The organism is Puniceibacterium sp. IMCC21224, from assembly GCF_001038505.1.
Taxonomy (GTDB): domain Bacteria; phylum Pseudomonadota; class Alphaproteobacteria; order Rhodobacterales; family Rhodobacteraceae; genus Puniceibacterium.
The window spans coordinates 3,574,585-3,593,837 of sequence record NZ_LDPY01000001.1 but is presented as its reverse complement, the minus strand read 5'-3'; the positions used below and the strand labels follow the sequence as shown (position 1 = coordinate 3,593,837).

The 19,253-nt window shown below is 58.9% G+C and carries 17 protein-coding genes and 1 tRNA gene; 13 read left to right on the top strand and 5 right to left on the bottom strand.

All coding sequences use genetic code 11. The features are described 5' to 3' along the window. The first annotated feature begins 7 nt into the window (after positions 1-7). On the top strand, positions 8-856 hold the full coding sequence (locus IMCC21224_RS16725) for a DNA adenine methylase (protein WP_047996309.1): 849 nt from the start codon (positions 8-10) through the stop codon (positions 854-856). Positions 857-1,432: 576 nt separating this feature from the next. On the opposite strand, the gene IMCC21224_RS16720 is transcribed toward IMCC21224_RS16725, so the two are convergent. Then, positions 1,433-1,508, bottom strand: a tRNA-Lys gene (locus IMCC21224_RS16720). A gap of 140 nt (positions 1,509-1,648) precedes the next feature. Here IMCC21224_RS16720 and dapF point away from each other — a divergent pair. From dapF to IMCC21224_RS16705, 3 genes are all read left to right on the top strand, one after another. Next, entirely contained in the window at positions 1,649-2,482 is an 834-nt protein-coding gene (gene dapF / locus IMCC21224_RS16715) for a diaminopimelate epimerase (RefSeq protein WP_047996308.1), read from the top strand. After that, entirely contained in the window at positions 2,479-3,732 is a 1,254-nt protein-coding gene (gene mtaB, locus IMCC21224_RS16710; RefSeq protein ID WP_047996307.1) for a tRNA (N(6)-L-threonylcarbamoyladenosine(37)-C(2))-methylthiotransferase MtaB, read from the top strand. The genes dapF and mtaB overlap by 4 nt, the downstream gene beginning before the upstream one ends. A gap of 160 nt (positions 3,733-3,892) precedes the next feature. Continuing rightward, positions 3,893-4,597 carry a phosphatidylcholine/phosphatidylserine synthase gene (locus tag IMCC21224_RS16705; protein ID WP_047997219.1) on the top strand — a complete coding sequence of 235 codons (705 nt, stop codon included), beginning with the start codon at positions 3,893-3,895 and terminating at the stop codon, positions 4,595-4,597. Positions 4,598-4,631: 34 nt separating this feature from the next. Here IMCC21224_RS16705 and IMCC21224_RS16700 read toward each other — a convergent pair whose 3' ends face one another. Next, positions 4,632-5,441 (bottom strand): ABC transporter permease, encoded by an 810-nt coding sequence (locus IMCC21224_RS16700; RefSeq protein ID WP_047996306.1) that lies wholly within the window; start codon positions 5,439-5,441, stop codon positions 4,632-4,634. A 122-nt stretch (positions 5,442-5,563) separates the two neighbouring features. Between IMCC21224_RS16700 and IMCC21224_RS16695 the strand changes: the two genes are divergently transcribed. The 3 genes from IMCC21224_RS16695 (at position 5,564) to IMCC21224_RS16685 (ending at position 9,242) form a co-directional block, all read left to right on the top strand. Continuing rightward, positions 5,564-6,163, top strand: coding sequence for a GcrA family cell cycle regulator (locus tag IMCC21224_RS16695; protein WP_047996305.1), 600 nt, complete (start codon positions 5,564-5,566; stop codon positions 6,161-6,163). Positions 6,164-6,277: 114 nt separating this feature from the next. Further along, the gene (gene rimO, locus IMCC21224_RS16690; RefSeq protein ID WP_047996304.1) at positions 6,278-7,663 is read left to right on the top strand and encodes a 30S ribosomal protein S12 methylthiotransferase RimO; all 1,386 of its coding nucleotides are present in this window, start codon (positions 6,278-6,280) and stop codon (positions 7,661-7,663) included. A 409-nt stretch (positions 7,664-8,072) separates the two neighbouring features. After that, positions 8,073-9,242 carry a type III PLP-dependent enzyme gene (locus IMCC21224_RS16685; protein ID WP_047997218.1) on the top strand — a complete coding sequence of 390 codons (1,170 nt, stop codon included), beginning with the start codon at positions 8,073-8,075 and terminating at the stop codon, positions 9,240-9,242. Between the two features lie 86 nt (positions 9,243-9,328). Here the strand turns inward: IMCC21224_RS16685 and IMCC21224_RS16680 are convergent, their stop codons facing one another. The 3 genes from IMCC21224_RS16680 to IMCC21224_RS16670 are packed head-to-tail and all read right to left on the bottom strand — an operon-like array spanning position 9,329 to position 11,766. Continuing rightward, complete coding sequence (locus tag IMCC21224_RS16680; protein ID WP_047996303.1) at positions 9,329-10,552, bottom strand: CaiB/BaiF CoA-transferase family protein; 1,224 nt, start codon at positions 10,550-10,552, stop codon at positions 9,329-9,331. Beyond that, complete coding sequence (locus tag IMCC21224_RS16675) at positions 10,549-10,977, bottom strand: PaaI family thioesterase (RefSeq protein ID WP_047996302.1); 429 nt, start codon at positions 10,975-10,977, stop codon at positions 10,549-10,551. Before IMCC21224_RS16675 ends, IMCC21224_RS16680 begins: the two co-directional genes overlap by 4 nt. Positions 10,978-10,980: 3 nt before the next feature. Next, positions 10,981-11,766, bottom strand: coding sequence for an IclR family transcriptional regulator (locus tag IMCC21224_RS16670; protein WP_047996301.1), 786 nt, complete (start codon positions 11,764-11,766; stop codon positions 10,981-10,983). 148 nt (positions 11,767-11,914) lie between these two features. Between IMCC21224_RS16670 and IMCC21224_RS16665 the strand changes: the two genes are divergently transcribed. From IMCC21224_RS16665 to IMCC21224_RS16640, 6 genes are all read left to right on the top strand, one after another. Further along, a complete protein-coding gene (locus tag IMCC21224_RS16665; protein ID WP_047996300.1) occupies positions 11,915-13,474 on the top strand; it encodes an acyl-CoA synthetase in 1,560 nt (519 codons plus the stop codon). A 36-nt stretch (positions 13,475-13,510) separates the two neighbouring features. Next, entirely contained in the window at positions 13,511-14,647 is a 1,137-nt protein-coding gene (locus IMCC21224_RS16660; RefSeq protein WP_156178312.1) for a MaoC family dehydratase N-terminal domain-containing protein, read from the top strand. Positions 14,648-14,681: 34 nt separating this feature from the next. Then, entirely contained in the window at positions 14,682-15,173 is a 492-nt protein-coding gene (locus tag IMCC21224_RS16655; RefSeq protein WP_231582109.1) for a TRAP transporter small permease, read from the top strand. A gap of 26 nt (positions 15,174-15,199) precedes the next feature. Further along, complete coding sequence (gene dctP, locus IMCC21224_RS16650) at positions 15,200-16,201, top strand: TRAP transporter substrate-binding protein DctP (RefSeq protein ID WP_082135247.1); 1,002 nt, start codon at positions 15,200-15,202, stop codon at positions 16,199-16,201. Between the two features lie 76 nt (positions 16,202-16,277). Then, positions 16,278-17,567, top strand: a complete 1,290-nt coding sequence (locus IMCC21224_RS16645; RefSeq protein ID WP_047996297.1) for a TRAP transporter large permease — start codon at positions 16,278-16,280, stop codon at positions 17,565-17,567. 78 nt (positions 17,568-17,645) lie between these two features. Then, complete coding sequence (locus tag IMCC21224_RS16640; protein WP_047996296.1) at positions 17,646-19,253, top strand: carboxyl transferase domain-containing protein; 1,608 nt, start codon at positions 17,646-17,648, stop codon at positions 19,251-19,253.

Genomic DNA, 19,253 nt, shown 5'->3' with positions numbered 1-19,253 from the left:
TCCTGATATGTTCCAGACTTCAGCATCAAGGAACCTGCCTGTGACCCGCACGCTCGAACCCGTCTCGCCCATCCGCCCCGTCGCCCCCTGGCTGGGCGGCAAGCGCGTTCTCGCCAAACGCATCTGCGCGCTGATCGACACCACGCCGCACACCGTCTACGCTGAACCTTTTGTCGGCATGGGCGGGATCTTTCTGCGCCGCACTATGCGACCCAAAGCTGAAGTGATCAACGACTTCGGGCGCGACATTGCCAACCTCTTTCGAATCCTGCAGCGGCACTATCCGCAATTCCTCGATGTGCTGCGGTTTCAACTGACCGTGAGGGCAGAGTTCAACCGCTTGGTCGACACGCCGCCCGACACCCTGACCGACCTCGAACGCGCAGCGCGCTTCCTTTACCTCCAGCGTACCGCGTTCGGTGGCAGGGTATCGGGCCGCAACTTCGGCGTTGCAGCGGATCGACCGGGCCGTTTCAACCTAACCACTCTTGAGCCGATGCTTGAGGATTTGCACTCCCGCCTATCCGGCGTTGTGATCGAGTGCTTGGATTATGCGGCCTTCATCACCCGCTATGACAAGCCAGGCACTCTGTTCTATCTTGATCCGCCCTACTTCGGATCGGAGACGGACTACGGCAAGGAAATGTTCAGCCGTGCAGACTTTGCCGCTCTGGCCGACCAGCTCGCCGGGATCAACGGTCGGTTCATCCTGTCGATCAACGACACGCCCGAGATCCGCACGACTTTCGCCGGATTCACCATGGCAGAATTGTTGACCACATATACCGTTGGTCGCGCGTCACGCGGCTCCGATCGGGCGGAACTTCTGGTCAACAATTTCGGTTTCTCGGACTGAGGTTCGGTTCTTGGCCGTCAGGAAACTCGCCAAAACCGACTTTTCTGACGTTCCCACCTTGGCAAGACGGATCGCTTAACCCCACCGGGCGTAAACATTTGATATCTAGGTGTATTTTCAAGGTGGGAACTGCCAACTCAAGGTGGGCACTCCAGTTCCCACCTTGCCACTCTTCCATCGAGCGTCTTGCAGGAAGCACTACCAGCCTTCTAGGTCAGCTAAGTCCTTTGTCTCAAAACCTTTTCTGAGTGCACTGGTACGCAACACATTGCATCCAGAGCGTGTTCACAATGCACTTTTATTGCATCAGAACGCTGGTTTTCGCCGCCACTTTCGGCCAACACCGTCCATGGTGAGATCGGTCACCGCACCCGTTCCAGACGCCTTTTCCTACGTCTGCTCAATACCTTAACCCTTCACTACCTCAACCTCGTCTTTTGGCCAAAGCTAGTGTCCCCCTACATCAGGCTGAAGCAGCCCAAACAAAAAAGCAAAGAAATTCTCCGCAAAGCTTACCCCGCGCTTACCCGCTCCGAACGAGGGCGATGGTTTTTTTATGTAAGCTATTGATAAAATTGGTGAGCCCGTCGGGATCCGAACCCGAGACCTACTGATTAAAAGTCAGTTGCTCTACCAACTGAGCTACAGGCCCACTGGTGCGCTGTCTAGAAAGAGGTCAGTGCGGGGTCAACCCCCAAAAATCGGGTTTTTACGTCAACTAGGCAACTCTCATGCGCGTCAGCATCAACGGGCCTCTGGAAAGCATCGCGGACAACGCGTATATGCCCGCGGATGTACAGCAAACTGGACTCTTCGCTGCCCTTCATGAAAATGCACGGGCTTGGCAACGACTTTGTCGTATTGGATGCGCGCGCGCAAAGACTCGAAGTGACACCGGCGCTTGCCATAGCATTGGCCGACAGGCATCGCGGGATAGGCTTTGATCAGTTGGCGCTGATCACGGCGGGGCAGGGGGCGGATGCGCATCTTACCTTTTACAACGCTGATGGATCAACGTCTGCCGCCTGCGGTAATGCCACGCGCTGTATCGCGCGCCACATCATGAATGAGACTGGCCAAGCCGCGCTAACGCTGACAACTGATCGCGGAGCATTGCAGGCTGTGGACGCTGGGCAGGGGTTGACTTCGGTCAACATGGGGCATCCGCAGGTTGACTGGCAGGACATTCCGCTGGCTGAGGCGATGCAAACACTGGAATTGCCAATCGAGGGTGGCCCGACCGCAACCGGCATGGGTAACCCGCACTGCACCTTCTTTGTACAGGATGCCACTGCGGTTCCTCTCGACCAGTTCGGCGCACGTTACGAGCATCATCCGCTCTTTCCCCAACGCACCAATGTGCAGGTGGCCTCTGTCGTCGGTCCTGACCATCTGCGGATGCGGGTTTGGGAACGTGGTGTCGGTATCACCCTGGCGTCGGGATCTTCCTCCTGTGCGACGGCGGTGGCGGCGTCGCGGCGCGGGTTGACCGGGCGCACGGTGCGGATCGACCTGGATGGCGGGACCCTGACCGTGGACTGGCGTGACGACGGCGTCTGGGTGACGGGTGCGACGATGCACGTGGCCTCGGGTGTTCTGACCGCGCAATGGCTGGCGTCGGTATGACCGCGCCACTGTTCACAACGCTTGGCTGCCGTCTCAACGCGTATGAGACCGAGGCGATGAAGGCGCTGGCCAATGAGGCCGGACTTTCGGGTGCCGTGGTTGTCAACACTTGTGCCGTGACCTCAGAGGCGGTGCGCAAGGCCCGTCAGGAAATCCGTCGTCTGCGGCGCGAAAACCCGCAGGCGCGACTGATCGTGACCGGATGCGCCGCACAGACCGAACCGCAGACCTTTTCAGCCATGCCCGAGGTCGACGCCGTCATTGGCAATACCGAAAAGATGACACCACAGACCTGGAAAACCCTGGCCGCCGATTTCATCGGTGAGACCGAGGCCGTTATGGTCGACGACATCATGTCGGTGACTGAAACGGCGGGCCACCTGATCGACGGGTTCGGCACGCGCAGTCGCGCCTATGTCCAGGTTCAGAACGGTTGCGATCATCGCTGCACCTTTTGTATTATTCCTTATGGACGCGGCAACTCCCGCTCGGTTCCCGTCGGCGTCGTCGTCGACCAGATCAAGCGTCTGGTGGACAAGGGCTACAACGAAGTTGTCCTGACCGGCGTTGACCTGACCTCTTGGGGGGCGGACCTGCCCGCACAGCCCAAACTGGGCGATCTGGTAATGCGGATCCTTAAACTCGTGCCGGATTTGCCGCGCCTGCGGATTAGCAGCATCGATAGCATCGAAGTGGACGACAATCTGCTGGCCGCCATCGCGACCGAAGCGAGGCTGATGCCGCATCTGCACCTGTCGTTGCAGCATGGCGACGATCTGATCCTCAAGCGCATGAAACGTCGTCACCTGCGCGACGATGCAATTCGCTTTGCCGAAGAGGCACGTAAACTGCGCCCGGAGATGACATTCGGCGCCGATATCATCGCTGGTTTCCCAACGGAAACCGAAGCGCATTTCGAAAACTCGCTGAAGTTGGTCGACGAATGCAACCTGACCTGGCTGCATGTCTTCCCCTACAGCCCGCGCCCTGGCACACCAGCTGCCCGGATGCCCGCCGTCAAAGGTCCGGCAATCCGGGATCGCGCTGCCCGCCTGCGCGCGGCCGGTGCGGCGCAAGTCCAAAAGCACCTCGCGGGGCAGGTTGGCAGAACGCATTCCATCTTGATGGAATCGCCTGATATGGGCCGAACCGAACAATTCACCGAAGTGCGCTTTGCCTCACCCCAGACCGAAGGCGCGATTGTGACCACTCGGATCACCGGCCAAACCGGCACCACGCTGATAGTCTGAAAAAACCGTATCTCGCGACCATGGTGGAATACCAAGGCGAGGAGGCCACTCTCCAATCCTCGACTTCTTCTCTTGAAAAATACGCACTTCTAGACGCATCCACCGGAAACCGTCTTCGATCATGTTTGCAACGCGGGCAAAAATTGGCCATGACGGTCCTATGACGCCACAGAACAAAGCGCTTTTTGTCCATCTTCTGACCGCCACTGGCGCGGTCTTTGCCATGCTTGCCTTACTCGCCGCCGCTCAGGAGCGGTGGTCAGTCATGTTTCTCTGGCTTGTGGTGGCGTTTGCCGTGGATGGTATCGACGGCCCGCTGGCGCGTAAATATGACGTCAAGGGCATGGCGCCGCGCTTTGACGGCGTGCTGCTGGACTTGATCATAGATTACCTGACCTACGTGTTCATCCCGGCGTTCGCGCTGTTTCAGTCGGATCTTCTGCCAGGCTGGCCCGGTTGGGCTGCGATCATCCTGATCACCTTTGCCAGCGCGATGTATTTCTGTGACAGCCGGATGAAGACATCAGACAATTCGTTTCAGGGCTTTCCAGGCTGTTGGAACATGGTCGTTCTGGTGATGTTTGCGCTCGATCCCGAACCCTGGATCATTCTGATGCTGGTGTCGGTACTCGCAGTTGCAATGTTCCTGCCGCTCAAATTTATCCATCCGGTTCGCACCACGCGCTGGCGCAATCTGTCGCTGCCAATTGCGCTCGCTTGGACCGTCTTTGCCGGATGGGCGGCCTGGGTCGATTTTCACCCGCAAAGTTGGGCGCATTGGGGGCTGGTGGTGACGTCGCTCTACCTGATTTCCGTCGGAATCGTGCAGCAGATCGTGCCAGAGCGCGATCAGGCAGCTCTTTAGCGGCGCAGATCAGCCGAGCCCCGACAGCGCGCCCTCACGCCTTGAGCCGGTATCCGCTTCGAAACATTCCCCAGGCCAGCACCAGTATCGCGAACGTGGCCACCAGTGCCACGCATCCCCCCAGCCATGGCGAGGTGTCAGACACGCCAATCACGCCGTATCGGGCGCCGTCAATCAGATAGAAGATCGGATTGAGGTGGGTAATCTCGCGCAGCACCGGCGGCAGGGCTTCGACCGAATAAAACGTGCCAGACAGAAACGCCAGCGGCGTCACCAGAAAGTTGGTGATCGCCGCCATCTGGTCGAACTTGTTGGCATAGATCCCTGCCAGCATCCCCAACGCCGACATGAACGCCGCCCCCAGCACGATGAACCCCAGTGCCACCAGCGGATGTGCGGGAACGATTCCCAGAAACAGCATCAGCGCCACCACGATCGCCACGGCCACGAACAGCCCGCGCATCACGCCGCCGACCAAATAGCCCAATACCAGCTCGAGCACCGAAAGCGGCGGCATCAGCGTGTCAACGATATTGCCCTGCACTTTCGAGATCACGATTGAAGACGAAGTATTGGCAAAGGCGTTCTGAATCACCGTCATCATCAGGATCCCCGGCGCGATGAATGTGGTAAAAGGCACACCCATCACGTCGCCCCGCTGGGGGCCGATGGCCAACGAAAATATCAGCAGGAACAACCCGGCTGTCACAAGAGGTGCCAGCAGGGTTTGGGTCCAGACGCTGGTGAACCGCATCATCTCGCGGGTCGCAAGGGTATAGAGCCCCAGCCAGTTGACCCGGCCAAACCGGCGCGTCCCGTGGGGGATAGGGGTGTATTCCTGCATTACTCGACGCTCCTGTCTGTTGCGCCGCTTGTAACTCGGGGTGGAGTGATTAGAATAGGGGGCTGACACCGAATTTTCAGGCGGCCCTCAGCCGGGGCCGCTTTTTTCCATAAGGAACGCCCATGTCCTGGACCGATGAACGCGTAGAGCAGCTCAAAAAGATGTGGGGCGAAGGCCAGTCCGCCAGCCAGATCGCCAAAGAGCTGGGCGGCGTCACCCGAAATGCCGTCATCGGAAAGGTGCATCGCCTCGGCCTGTCGAACCGCGCAGGCTCGGGTCCTGCACCCGCGTCGTCGGCACCTGAACCCGCGGCAGCCGCACCCGAGGTCAAACCAGCCACGCCCGAGGTCAAGGCCAAGCCGCAGCCGCGGACTGAACCCGCACGCGATCCCAACCCAGAGCCGGTCGTGCTGGAAACCAAATCCGCGCAGCCGCCCGCCCGTCGCGCGATTATTCCTGCAGGCCAGCCGCTGCCGCCGCAGCCGTCCGCAAACGAGATCAGCCCCGAGGCGCTTGCCAAGGTCAACGAGATCGAGAAGAAGGCGAAAAAGATCACCCTGATGGAGCTGACCGAACGGACCTGCAAATGGCCGGTGGGTGATCCCGCAACACCGGATTTTTGGTTCTGTGGCCTGCCGGTCCAGCAGGGCAAACCCTATTGCGAGGCGCATGTCGGCGTCGCGTTCCAGCCGATGTCGGCCCGCCGCGACCGCCGCCGCTGACCGACCGCCTCGTGGGGTGCGCAGGTGTTGCGCACCTTTCGGTGTTGGCGTTGCGCCCCGACGTCCCGTGCAACAAACCCTTTTCGCGGTCGCGGTGTGGGGATAAGAGGGGCCATGACACAGAACCCCCCGAATCTGCGCCCTGACCTCGCGCCCGCCGCCCGCATCGAAGCCACCCGCCGCGCGGGTCAGCCCTCGATTGGCATGGTCTCTCTTGGTTGCCCAAAGGCGCTGGTAGATAGCGAACGCATCCTCACCCGTCTGCGCGCCGAGGGGTATGGCATTTCGCCTGATTACACCGGGGCAGATGCAGTGATCGTCAACACCTGCGGATTTCTTGACAGCGCCAAAGCCGAGAGCCTTGAGGCCATCGGTGAGGCGCTGGCTGAAAATGGACGGGTGATCGTGACCGGCTGTCTGGGGGCCGAGCCGGATTACATCCGCGAACATCACCCCCGGATTCTGGCCGTGACCGGCCCGCACCAATACGAACAAGTGCTGGATGCGGTTCACATGGCGGTGCCGCCCGATCCTGATCCATTCATCGACCTGATGCCGGCTGCGGGTGTAAAGCTGACGCCGCGCCACTACAGCTATCTCAAAATTTCCGAGGGCTGTAACCACAAGTGCAAGTTCTGCATCATCCCCGACATGCGCGGGCGCCTGCAATCGCGCCCGCATCGTGCTGTGCTGCGTGAGGCGGAAAAGCTGGTCGAAAGCGGCGTGCGCGAACTGCTGGTGATTTCGCAGGATACCTCTGCCTATGGCACCGACTGGAAAGACCGCGACAGCAAGGCGCCGATCCTGAATCTTGCCCGTGATCTTGGCAGCCTTGGCGCGTGGGTACGGATGCACTACGTCTATCCCTATCCGCATGTGCGCGACCTGATCCCGCTGATGGCAGATCCGGCCAACGGTGTGTTGCCCTATCTGGATATCCCGTTTCAACATGCTCATCCGGACACGCTGAAACGTATGGCACGGCCCGCAGCCGCCGCCAGGACGCTGGATGAGATTGCCGCTTGGCGCAATGTCTGCCCGGACATCACCCTGCGCTCGACCTTTATAGTTGGCTATCCCGGCGAAACCGAAGCCGAATTCCAGACGCTTCTGGATTGGATGGACGAGGCGCTGCTCGACCGGGTGGGCTGTTTTCAGTATGAAAATGTCGCGGGGGCAAGGTCAAACGCGCTGCCTGATCATGTGCCGCAAGAGGTCAAGCAGGATCGCTGGGACCGGTTTATGGCCAAGGCCCAGGCGATTTCCGAGGCCAGGCTGGAGGCCAAGGTCGGCAGCACGATTCAGGTCATCGTCGACGATGTCGACGGTGATGCCGCCACCTGTCGCACAATGGCGGATGCACCCGAAATTGATGGAAACCTCTTTATCGACGAGGGGTTCTCGGATCTGACGCCCGGCGATATCGTCAGCGTCACGGTGGACGAGGCCGGAGAATACGATCTTTGGGGGCGTCGGGCGCAGGCTGACGGTACGGTATAAACCGGCGATGGCGCCAGCGCACCTCAAAAGGTCTGACCTGATTTCCCTATCTCGCGCTCGGTGGACCGTCTTAGGTGAGCGCCGCATGAGGCTGCTAATTTCCTGGGGGTCAACGCCGTCGCAGGAATGCCACATGTCGCTTGGGTCTGCTGGGGAACAATGACCGGGGGCGACTTGGACGCCCGCCCTTGGCGTGTCTGCACAACCACACTCAATCCGGTCGTTAAATTTTTTCGGGATCGGGTGAAAAACCCTCTTGATGTGAATCGCAATTGGCCCGATATGCGGTTTCAAGACGCCAACGCACGCGCCTCTGTCCCAAGGGCCCAACCCCCATGGTTACGTAGCGACGGTAACGTCTCCCTTGGAAGTGAGCGGTCATATATGGCCGGGTCTATTGGAGATGACCATGAACGCATACGTAGCTGAGTTTTCGGCCCGCGCATCTGCGCCTGTTTCCCGCGTGGAAACGTATATCCGCAATACCCATTTCGACCACCCGACGCTGGTGGTGGACACGCAAGTTGTGGCGCGCCAGTACGCCGCGCTCGCGCAGGGGCTGGGACGCGCCTCGATCCATTACGCGGTCAAGGCGAACCCGGCCAAGGAAATCATCAACACTCTGGTGGGCCTTGGCTCGCATTTTGATGCGGCCTCGCGCGGCGAGATTGAGCTGTGCCTGTCGCAGGGTGCCGCACCCGAGGATGTGTCGTTCGGCAACACGATCAAAAAGGTCGGCGACATTGCCTGGGCATTTGGCGCGGGCATCCGCCTGTTTTCGGCCGATGCCGAGGAAGAGCTGGAAAAGCTGGCCGAACATGCCCCCGGTACGCAGGTTTATATCCGCCTGATTGTCGACGCGTCCGAGGCAGACTGGCCGCTGTCGCGCAAGTTCGGCTGCGCCCGCGACAAGGCGCTGACGCTGCTGGATATGGCAAAGGCACTGGGCCTCGATCCGATCGGATTTTCGTTCCACGTCGGATCGCAGACTCGTCGCGCCGGAATGTGGGCTATCACACTCGATCAGGTGGCTGCTGTCTGGCAGGATGCCAAGGACGCGGGCCATCAGCTGACCCTGCTCAATATTGGTGGCGGCTTTCCGGCGTTCTACGGTGAGGCGATTGAGGCCCCAACAGTCTATGCCGCCGAAGTCATGCGCCAGATCACCGAGCGTTTCGGTGATGTGCCGCACATCATGGCAGAGCCGGGCCGCGGTATGGTCGCCGAAGCCGGCGCTATCGCCGCCGAAGTGATTCTGGTGTCGCGTAAGTCGGAAAACGACCTGCACCGCTGGGTTTACCTCGACATTGGCCGCTTTTCAGGCCTGGCCGAAACCGAAGGTGAGGCGATCCGCTACCAGTTCCTGACCGAGCGTGACGACGACGTCTTTGGTCCCTGCGTTCTGGCCGGCCCGTCCTGTGATTCGGCGGATGTGCTATATGAAAAGCGCCCTGTGGAATTGCCGTTGACGCTGAAATGCGGTGACAAGGTGATCATCCGCAACTGCGGCGCGTACACCTCGACCTATTCGAGCGTTGGTTTCAATGGCTTCCCGCCGCTGGATGTGGTTGTGATCTGACGCGACCAAAATCGCATCTGCTGCAAAGGCCGGGCAACCCCGGCCTTTACGCATTCTAGAGGCGGCGAAAACAGGGACGGCTTGGGTCAAGGGATGGTTTTGACAATTCCCTTTGTCACAAACCTATCGACCGCGTCAGGATCAAAACCCAATTTGTGCATCAGAACGTCCGCAGTATTTTCCCCCAACAGCGACGGCGCTGTCGCTTTGGCAGGACCGACGCCGTCAAATCGGATCGGGCCGCGCACAAGTTTCATTTCTCCGATTTGCGGATGTGTGACCGTTTCAATCAGACCCTGCTGCGCGACGTGATCCTGTTCCAGCGCTTCACCGATCGAAAGAATTGGCGCGCTGGGAACGTCGAACTGCTCCAGACGCTCTAGCCAGTAGGCGGTGGAATCTTGTGTCATTCGGGCGTGGATGATCGGCTCAAGCGCGGCTCGGTTGGCCAGCCGTTCGGCGTAGAGCGCAAAACGCGGGTCCTTTATCAAATCCTCACGATCCAGGCAGCGGGCGAAATTGTGCCAGAATCGTTCTGTCAGGCAGGCGACAATAACATGGTCGTCTGATGTCGGAAACGATCCGTAGGGCACAATACTGGGGTGCTGGGTGCCGACGGGCTGTGGGCTTTGGCCCGTGACGAAATAGATCTGGGACAGATACCCCTGCATCGCAATCAAACTGTCGAGCATGGCGACCTCGATATGTTTGCCGCGACCTGTGCTGTTGCGTTCGAACAGCGCGGCGAGCAGGCCAAAAACTGAAAATATGCTGCCAGCCATATCGCCCAACGGAAGACCCAGCTTGTTTGGGGGCTGTCCGGGTTCGCGATTGACGCTCATCACACCCGAAAGCGCCTGTGCTACGATATCAAACGCAGGTTTGTCGCCATGCGGGCTATTGGTGCCAAAACCTGTGATGGAACAGTAGATCAATCGTTCATTCAGTGCCCGCAAGGTGTCATATCCCAATCCCAGCCGATCCATGACACCGGGTCGAAAATTTTCCAGAACGATGTCGCTTTGTTGGGCCAGATCTTTGGCGATCTGGACCCCTTCGGGGGTTTTCAGATTGAGAGATACACTCTTTTTGCTGCGATTGAGTGCAATGTAATAATGGCTTAACCCGCCTTGGAACGGCGGGAAGTTGCGGGTTTCATCGCCGCTTTCGATTGGTTCGACCTTGATGATCTCGGCCCCGAGGTCGGCCAGAACCATGCTGGCGTAGGGACCGGACAAGATGCGCGAAAAGTCGAGAACCTTGACCCCGGCCAACGGCCCGGCTGGTGTATTTTCCTGCGGATCGCTCATGTATTTTGTCCTGTTGGTTTTGATATTTTCATGACAGCGGTGGCGCTTGCGATCATTTTGGTGCCGCAGGTGATATCGGCGTCGACAAAGACCAGGGATCGTGTTGCGTGGCGGATGGTGGCGCGGATTTCCAGAAAATCCCCGGCCATGGCTGCCCCCAAAAACCGCGTATCCATCTGAACCGTGACCGTTGGCTGGCGGTCGACGGCATTCCAGGCTGTGATCGCGATGACTTGATCCAGAAGACTGCTCAACACTCCGCCGTGAACGATCCCGATCTGGTTCTTATGTTTGTCCTGCGTCTGAAGCCCGTAGGTGTTGTCGCTTTCAAACCGGGTTGACCGCAGAAGCGGGCCGATCAGCGCGACAAAACCGTCGATCTTCAACTCCCGCCAGGTTTTTGGCGCGGTGTCTGTGTGCGTCACGATTTAGCTCCCGGTGTCGATTTGTATGTCTTCGATGCGGTCGCGGATGGACTGCATTTCTTTGACCAGCTTTGGAATTTGTTTGTCTTTCAGGCGTTCAGAGATGCCGATGGCAACGATGGAGCGGGTCATTTTGCCGCTGGTGCCAAAGACAGGCACGGCGACAACCGTCACCCCGGAAATATAGGTGCCCTGATCGACGGCGTACCCGCGCATGCGGGCCTCTTCGACTTGTTCGGTCCAGCTTTCAAACGACGGAGGATGGTCCCAGACGAGTTTGTTGAACCCCGTCCTGAGCGCGTCAGAATCGGCCATGTTGAACGCGGCAAACAGGCGACCTGTGGCGCTGATCAAGGCCGGAAAGCGGCTGCCCAGATCAACCTGAAGCCGAAACGGCAATGTGGATTGCGACAACGCAACCACCACCATCTGCCCCGGTTCCGCGAGCTGGGTGGCGATACTTGTCACCCCGAATTTCACCGACAGGTCTGACAATCTGGGCTGGATCAGCGTCGAGAACGTGTTGCGCAGCAGGGCTGATCTTGCGAGCGGCAGTATGCCAATGCCGATTGAATAAAGTTTGGTGTTCGAATCAAAATCGACCAGCCCTTCGTCCTGCAGTACGCGCAGAATGTGCAGGCAGGTGCTGGGGATCAGGCCCAGCTCTCTCGCTATCGGATTGACGCCTTTTGGTTCGGGCGAACGCGCCAGAAATCTTAGTATTGCAAGGGCTCTGGTGACCGCTGGCACCTGCCGCTTTGTTGTCTGTTTTTGGTTGGCATCGGTCATTTTCGGTTCCGCTGGTTGGTTGAAGATTGTTGTACATGTACAATGAAATAACCATATTGACAATACTTCGCTATAATCTCTACCCTTGTCAACGAGCCGGGGCAGACCTTTCGGGTGGCCAAACGGAATTTTGAGGGAGGAGACGGGAATGACCCGCTTGACGGAATTCACGTCCTATGGGGACGCTCAAAAGCACTATGCGAAAGAAAAGCTGTGGGAGCTGTTTGATGGCGACCGAGAGCGGTTCAACATCGCACATGAATGCATTGACCGGCACGTAGACGGTGAAAATGTCGCGCTGCGGATCGCTCATTCGGATGGCGCTGATGAAGTGATCAGTTTCGAAGAGATCGCGCGCCGGTCGTCGCAGATCGCGCATTATCTGGATCGCCAAGGGATCAAGAAAGGTGACCGCGTCGCCGTCATGATAGAGCCGTCGCTGGCATTCTACAGCGCCATGTTCGGTGTGATCAAAAGCGGCGCCGTCGCAGTGCCGATGTTTTCGCTGTTCGGGCCGGATGGTATTCGGCTGCGGGTGGGTGATTGCAAGCCGAAGGTGTTTTTTACCAATTCTGAGAAGGCGCCGGATGCGATTGCGGGTGGGGCCAAGAATGTGACGGTTGTCGATCACGACTTCCTCGACGGGTTGAATGATCTGTCCGCGCAGTATGATTGGAACACCTCGGGCCGTGATCTGGCGGTGCTGCAATATACTTCGGGCACCACACGGGCGCTGCCTGCGGCTGTCAAACACAGCCACCAGTCGATCGTGACGCTGATGGTTGCCGCGCTTTACGCGACCGGCATTCGCCCCGGCGACCGGTTTTTTTGCCCGTCGTCCCCCGCATGGGGGCACGGGTTGTGGCACGGCACCCTTGCGCCGCTGGCCATGGGGGTGTCGACAGGGACGTTCAGCGGCAAATTCGATGCCGTGCGCCTGCTGAAAGGGCTGCACGATTTTCAGATCACCAATCTGACAGCTGCGGCGACGCACTACAGGATGATGCGCAATTCGGGCGAAGCCGAGACTTTCACCTATTGCTTTGACAAGCTGTCATTTACCGGCGAGCCGATCGATTCCGAAACGGCCAATTACGTCGAACGGATCTTTGGCACCAAAGTCCGCTCAATGTACGGCACCACCGAAATTGGCGTGATTATTGCCAACTACCCCGGCGCGCAGGACCTTGAGGTCCGCGATGGCGCAATGGGCAAGGCCGTGCCGGGCGTCGAAGTCGAAGTGCAGCGCGCTGATGGAACGCCCGCTGATCCGGATGAAACCGGTGAGCTGATGGTCAAGAAACGCGGCGAATGGTTCCCGACCAAGGATCTGGGCCGGGTTGATGCGGATGGCTATTTTTACCACGGCGGTCGCGCGGATGACGTGATCATTTCAGCCGGCTGGACCATCGGAGCGGTCGAGGTTGAAGACGCCGTTCTAAGTCATTCAGCCGTCGCGGAATGCGCTGTGATCGGTGCACCGGACGAGCTGCGCGGGCTGGTGGTCAAGGCGTTTGTTATCCTCAAGGACTCGGAAACTGACGGCCTGACCAAGAGCATTCAGGATCATGTGCGGGCCCGGCTGGCGCGTCATGAATACCCCCGCCAGATCGAATTTGTCACCGACCTGCCCAAGACGCCGGCAGGCAAGGTGAACAGAAAGATCCTGCGCGATCAGCAAGCAGAAAAACTGGCTGCTGCGGAATAATCCACAACAGCCATGACCCCATTCAAGGAGAATGAAATGAACGACATGACACGGAAATTCCCAAAGATTACGCAGGAAGGGCTGGACGATCTGCGCAAGCGGGTTGGTGTAAAGATCGAAAGAACTGTCGAGCCGTGGTGCTATGAGGCCACCCGCGACAACATCCGCCACTATGCCCACGGTATCGGCGACGACAATCCGCTGTGGTGCGATCCGGAGTATGCCAAGACCACGAAATATGGTGATGTTCTGGCGCTTCCCAGCTTTCTGTTCGCAACCAGCCGGATCATTTCGGGCTATGTTGGCGGCCTGCCGGGTGTGCACGCGATGTGGTCGGGTGCGGACTGGACGTGGCATAAACCGATCCTGCGCAACACCGAATTCCGCACCGAAGCCTACCTCAAGGATCTGGTCGAGCATGACACCCGCTTTGCCGGCAAAGCAGTGCAGCAGATTTATCACGTTGATTTCTATGACGCGAACACCGGCGAGATGCTGGCCGAGGCCGATAGCTGGTGTTTCCGCACCGACCGCGATCAGGCACGCGAAAACGGCACCAAATATACCGAGGCCAAGGCCAAGGGACGCCGTGTCTATACGCAGGCCGAACTGGATGAGTACTATAAGTATTACGAGCAGGAAACGATCCGCGGTGCCGAGACCCGGTATTGGGACGACGTGAACGAAGGCGACGAACTGCCGACAATGGTCAAGGGCCCGATGACGGCCACCGGGTTCATTGCCTATGCGCAGGGTTGGGGCGGTCTGTATATCCGCGCGAACAAGCTGGCGTGGCAGTTGCAGCAGAAACACCCCAGCGCCGGCATCAAGAACAAATTCGGCATTCCCGATTGCCCCGAGCGGGTGCATTGGGAAGAGGAATTCGCGCTGGAAGTTGGCGCACCGGGTGCCTATGACTACGGTCCCGAACGGACATCCTGGCTGACTCATCAGATCACCAACTGGATGGGGGATGACGGCTTTCTGGCGCAGGCAAAATGTCAGGTCCGTCGGCACAACCCCGAAGGCGACATCATCCTGATCAACAGCACCGTGACGCGCAAATACGAGGAAAGCGGGCGTTATCTGGTTGAAATCCAGCAGCGCGCGGAACAGCAGGACGGCGAAATGTCCGCTGTTGGCTCTGCAATCGTGGAACTGCCCAAACGCTGAGGCAGACCATGGATCAACCGCTAGGGAGGCAAGGTTGAAAACTTTGGGAAAACTTCTGACCAAATTAGAGGACACCCTCCATATCGGAGGGTGCCTCGGCCTCGTCGGGGTGGCGGCGTTGATCAATGCCGATATCCTGCTCCGGCTTTTCTTTAACAGGCCGGTGCAGATTCAATTCGAACTGACCGAACTCTACCTGATGCCAGCACTGGCCACGTTGTCCCTGTCGCGGGTTTTTCGCGATGGCGGGCACTTGGCGCTGGAAATTACGCCAGAACACCTACCCGGACTATTGGGGCTGCTGATCGCCAAGTTGCGGCTGCTGTTGCCTGCGGTGTTTTTTGCGGCGGTCACGTGGATGTCCGGAAAGTTTGCGCTCCATGCGTTCATCCGGGGGGATGTCGAATACGGGGCAGTCGATTGGCCGCTTGGGTGGGCCTACACCGTCATTCCGCTGGGATGCGGCGTATTGGTTTTGCGGCTACTCCACGACGCCTTGCTACAGGGCGACGCGGAAAAGACCTGACACACATCAAAGGGAGGAACATAAAAATGAAACATGTACATACAATTCTGGCGGCGGTTGTCGGCACCTTTGCGTTTGGCGGCATGGCGGTTCAGGCGGAAACGCTGCGTCTGGGCGATTTTCAGTCCACCAGCCATATCGTTTCGGTCGAAGGCACGTCCAAGTGGATGACCGCAGTCGAAGAGGCCACCGATGGCGCCATCACGTTCGAGCATTTCCCGTCCCAACAGGCGGCGAAATCCAAAGCGCAGCTTGATGCCGTGAACAATGGCATCCTAGACGCCGCATTGCTGGGGGCATCCTATCACGCTGATGCTTTACCGCTGAACTCTGTGGTTGGGTTGCCAGGCTTCTATGGCACTGCCGAGCAGGGCACTGTTGCCTTGCAGACCATGCTCGCCGATGGTCCGCTGCGGGACGAAATTCTCGCGGCTGGGGTCACGCCGATCTTCGGCTTTGTGCTGCCGCCGTATCAGGTGCTGGCCAAATCCCGCCTTGGGATGCCGACTGACTGGGATGCGCTGGATGTTCGCACCTCGGGGTCAACGCAGGCAATGACAGCCCGCGCCCTTGGCGCTGTCGGCATCTCGATCCCCGGACCCGAGGTTTACACGGCGGTTGAGCGTGGCCGTCTGGATGCCGTCCTGTTTCCGCTGGCATCGGTGCCAGGGTACAAGCTGAACGAGGTTGTCAGCCATATTTCAACAAACGGATCCTTTGGCGGCTACAGCTTTATCATGGTTGTGCGGACCGATCTGTTCGACAGCTTTTCTGACGACGTGCGCGCAAATATGCTGCGGCTTGGTGGTGAAACCGCCGTTCACGTCGCACAGGCGCAGGATGCCTCGGTTTCTGGCTTGATTGATGAATGGACAGCTCAGGGTATCGACACCTATCAGTTCACCGCCGAAGAACTTGCGACTGTCACCGACGCTTTGGGTGCCGTCAGCGTGGACTGGGCCGAGCGTCTGGAAATCGACCAGGCCAACGCTGTCCTCGAATTGTATCGTTCGCTGACCAGCGAATAAATTCAGGTTCCGAAACAACGCACTGCGGCGGTCGCAAACGCGGCCGCCTGTCACTCACGGAGCGCAAGTCCGACCAATGCTTACATTCATAGCCATACTCCTCTTGCTTGCTGTCCTGATGGCGGCGCGTGTCCCGATTGCGTTTGCGATGGGGATCACAGGGACGCTGGGCCTTGCGGCTCAGCTTGGGTTTAAACCCGCTCTGGCCGTGTTGGAACGGACCTTTTTTGATACCTCCGCCTCATTCATTCTGGTTGCGATCCCACTGTTCATCCTGATGGCCGAATTGTTGACGGCGGGCGACGTGACGCGCCGGGCGATCATCGCCTGCCAGTCATGGATCGGCCACGTCAAAGGGGGGTTGGCCATGGCGACAGTAGCGGCGTCGGTCCTGCTTGCCGCTTTGGTCGGCAGTTCAACGGCATCTACCGCAGCGATGGCGTCGTCGGCCTTTCCCGAGATGCGCAGACACAACTATTCCGACCGTCTGGCCGCCGCAGTGGTCTGCGTCGGCGGTACGCTGGCGGTGGTTGTGCCGCCTTCAATTGTGCTGGTGGTTTACGGGGTCCTGACGGAAACTTCGATCGGCAAACTGTTCATTGCCGGGATTGTTCCGGGGCTTTTGACGGCGACAGGTCTGGCCGTCGTCATCAAGATCATCGCCCAAACCACGGATCAAGCGCCCAAGGGCGAGCCCTTTGTATTGAAAAAGGCGGTCAGGGACAGCCGTCACATCATTCCGATGGTATTGTTGATGGTCGCGGTGATCGGCGCGATCTACGGCGGTATCGCGTCGCCGTCCGAGGCAGCAGCCCTTGGGGTTATGGGATCGCTGCTGATTGTGCTGGCGCAGCGCACGTTGACGTTTGTGCAGTTCAATCGTTCGGTCAGCGGGGCGATCCGGGCGACCGTGATGATCGTCACAATCGTTGCCTGTTCGGCAATCTTTTCGAATTATCTGGCCTTCACGCGCATCACCCACAGCCTGCTGGAATTTGTGTCGACGACGGACATGCCGCGCGAGGTCATCATGGGTATCATCATTCTGGCACTGCTGGTGATGGGTATGTTCATGGATCAGCTTGCCATTCTGTCGCTGGCGATGCCTTTGGCGTTCCCGACTGCAATGGCGCTGGATTACGACCCTGTCTGGTTTGGGATCGTCGTGACCAAGACAGTCGAGATCGGCCTGCTGACGCCGCCGCTTGGGTTAAACGCCTATGTCGCGGCGGCGCAGACCAAGGTTCCGCTTGGAACGATTTTCCGCGGGATTCTGCCCTTTCTGGGGATGGAGGTGATTGTCCTCATTCTGTTGGTGTCGTTCCCGCAAATCACCCTGTTGTTGCCGGATCTCATGACACGCTGAAGTATGAGAAAACAAATACTGGCCAAACTGGCACAGGGTGTAATGTGCGGTACGGGCAGGAACGGAGAAGAAAGTTAAATGACGATTTTGCAAAGCACTCTTTCGACGACTTCGGCAGAGTTCACCGAGAATGCAGCCGCGATGGAGACGCAATACGCCAAGATTGCGAACGAAGCGGCGCGGATCGTTGCGGGCGGGTCCGAGTCTTCACGCCAACGCCATGTCGCGCGGGGAAAACTGTTGCCGCGTGACCGGATCGCCGGGCTGCTGGACCCCGGATCGCCGTTTCTTGAGGTGGGTCTGTTCGCCGCGTCCGGGTTATATAATGACGAGGTGCCATCGGCTGGTGCCATCGCCGGGATTGGTCGGGTCGAGGGGCGCGATTGCATGATCCTGTGCAACGATGCGACCGTCAAAGGTGGCACCTATTTTCCGATGACAGTGAAAAAGCATCTGCGCGCGCAAGAGATCGCCGAAGAAAACAATCTGCCCTGCATCTACCTGGTCGATTCCGGTGGTGCCAACCTGAACAACCAGGACGAAGTGTTCCCCGACCGTGACCACTTTGGCCGCATTTTCTATAATCAGGCGCGGATGTCAGCCAAGGGCATCGCACAGATCGCTGTTGTTATGGGGTCCTGCACGGCGGGTGGCGCCTACGTGCCAGCGATGAGCGACCAGACCATCATCGTGCGCGAACAGGGCACCATCTTTCTGGCCGGGCCGCCACTGGTCAAGGTGGCGACGGGTGAAGTGATCGACGCTGAAACGCTGGGGGGCGGTGACACCCATACGCGGCTGTCCGGCGTGGCGGATTACCTTGCGGATGATGATCGACATGCGCTGGCCATCGCCCGCGAAATTGTCAGCCATCTTGGCCCGGTCACACGCCCGCATATCGAGTTTAAGGATGCCGCTGCCCCGCTCTATCCGCCCGAGGACGTCATGGGCGTGGTGCCCGCCAACGACAAAACCCCCTATGACGCGCGTGAGATTATTGCCCGGCTTGTCGATGGTTCGGATTTTGCCGAATTCAAGCCGCGCTACGGCACCACGCTGATCACGGGTTTTGCCCATATCGACGGTGTGCCGGTCGGGATCATCGCCAACAACGGCGTGCTGTTTTCCGAAAGCTCGACCAAGGGGGCGCATTTCATCGAACTGTGTTGTCAGCGCAAGATCCCGCTGTTGTTCCTGCAAAACATCACTGGTTTCATGGTCGGTTCCAAATACGAGGCCGGGGGCATCGCCAAGGATGGGGCCAAGCTGGTGACTGCGGTGTCGACCGCGTCGGTGCCCAAAGTGACTGTGATCATCGGTGGCTCGTATGGTGCTGGCAACTATGGCATGTGCGGACGCGCGTTTGGCCCGCGGTTCGTGTGGATGTGGCCGAATGCGCGGATCTCCGTCATGGGCGGTGCGCAGGCGTCAGGCGTCCTCGCTGATGTGCGCCGCGCCGCGATCGAGGCCAAGGGCGGCACCTGGTCAACCGAGGAAGAGGCGGCATTCAAACAGCCGACGATCGACATGTTCGAACGTCAGTCACAGCCGCTATACGCCTCGGCAAGGCTGTGGGATGACGGGATCATCGACCCGCGAAAAACCCGCGAAGTTGTCTCGTTATCTTTTCGGGCCGCGCTGAACGCACCGATTGAAGACACGAAATTTGGCCTGTTCAGGATGTGA

Excerpts from the sequence above, each read along its gene's own strand:
- IMCC21224_RS16725 (WP_047996309.1), top strand. The coding sequence starts at position 8 with ATGTTCCAGACTTCAGCATCAAGGAACCTGCCTGTGACCCGCACGCTC.
- dapF (WP_047996308.1), top strand. The coding sequence starts at position 1,649 with ATGTACAGCAAACTGGACTCTTCGCTGCCCTTCATGAAAATGCACGGG.
- mtaB (WP_047996307.1), top strand. The coding sequence starts at position 2,479 with ATGACCGCGCCACTGTTCACAACGCTTGGCTGCCGTCTCAACGCGTAT.
- IMCC21224_RS16705 (WP_047997219.1), top strand. The coding sequence starts at position 3,893 with ATGACGCCACAGAACAAAGCGCTTTTTGTCCATCTTCTGACCGCCACT.
- IMCC21224_RS16700 (WP_047996306.1), bottom strand. The coding sequence starts at position 5,441 with ATGCAGGAATACACCCCTATCCCCCACGGGACGCGCCGGTTTGGCCGG.
- IMCC21224_RS16695 (WP_047996305.1), top strand. The coding sequence starts at position 5,564 with ATGTCCTGGACCGATGAACGCGTAGAGCAGCTCAAAAAGATGTGGGGC.
- rimO (WP_047996304.1), top strand. The coding sequence starts at position 6,278 with ATGACACAGAACCCCCCGAATCTGCGCCCTGACCTCGCGCCCGCCGCC.
- IMCC21224_RS16685 (WP_047997218.1), top strand. The coding sequence starts at position 8,073 with ATGAACGCATACGTAGCTGAGTTTTCGGCCCGCGCATCTGCGCCTGTT.
- IMCC21224_RS16680 (WP_047996303.1), bottom strand. The coding sequence starts at position 10,552 with ATGAGCGATCCGCAGGAAAATACACCAGCCGGGCCGTTGGCCGGGGTC.
- IMCC21224_RS16670 (WP_047996301.1), bottom strand. The coding sequence starts at position 11,766 with ATGACCGATGCCAACCAAAAACAGACAACAAAGCGGCAGGTGCCAGCG.
- IMCC21224_RS16665 (WP_047996300.1), top strand. The coding sequence starts at position 11,915 with ATGACCCGCTTGACGGAATTCACGTCCTATGGGGACGCTCAAAAGCAC.
- IMCC21224_RS16660 (WP_156178312.1), top strand. The coding sequence starts at position 13,511 with ATGAACGACATGACACGGAAATTCCCAAAGATTACGCAGGAAGGGCTG.
- dctP (WP_082135247.1), top strand. The coding sequence starts at position 15,200 with ATGAAACATGTACATACAATTCTGGCGGCGGTTGTCGGCACCTTTGCG.
- IMCC21224_RS16645 (WP_047996297.1), top strand. The coding sequence starts at position 16,278 with ATGCTTACATTCATAGCCATACTCCTCTTGCTTGCTGTCCTGATGGCG.
- IMCC21224_RS16640 (WP_047996296.1), top strand. The coding sequence starts at position 17,646 with ATGACGATTTTGCAAAGCACTCTTTCGACGACTTCGGCAGAGTTCACC.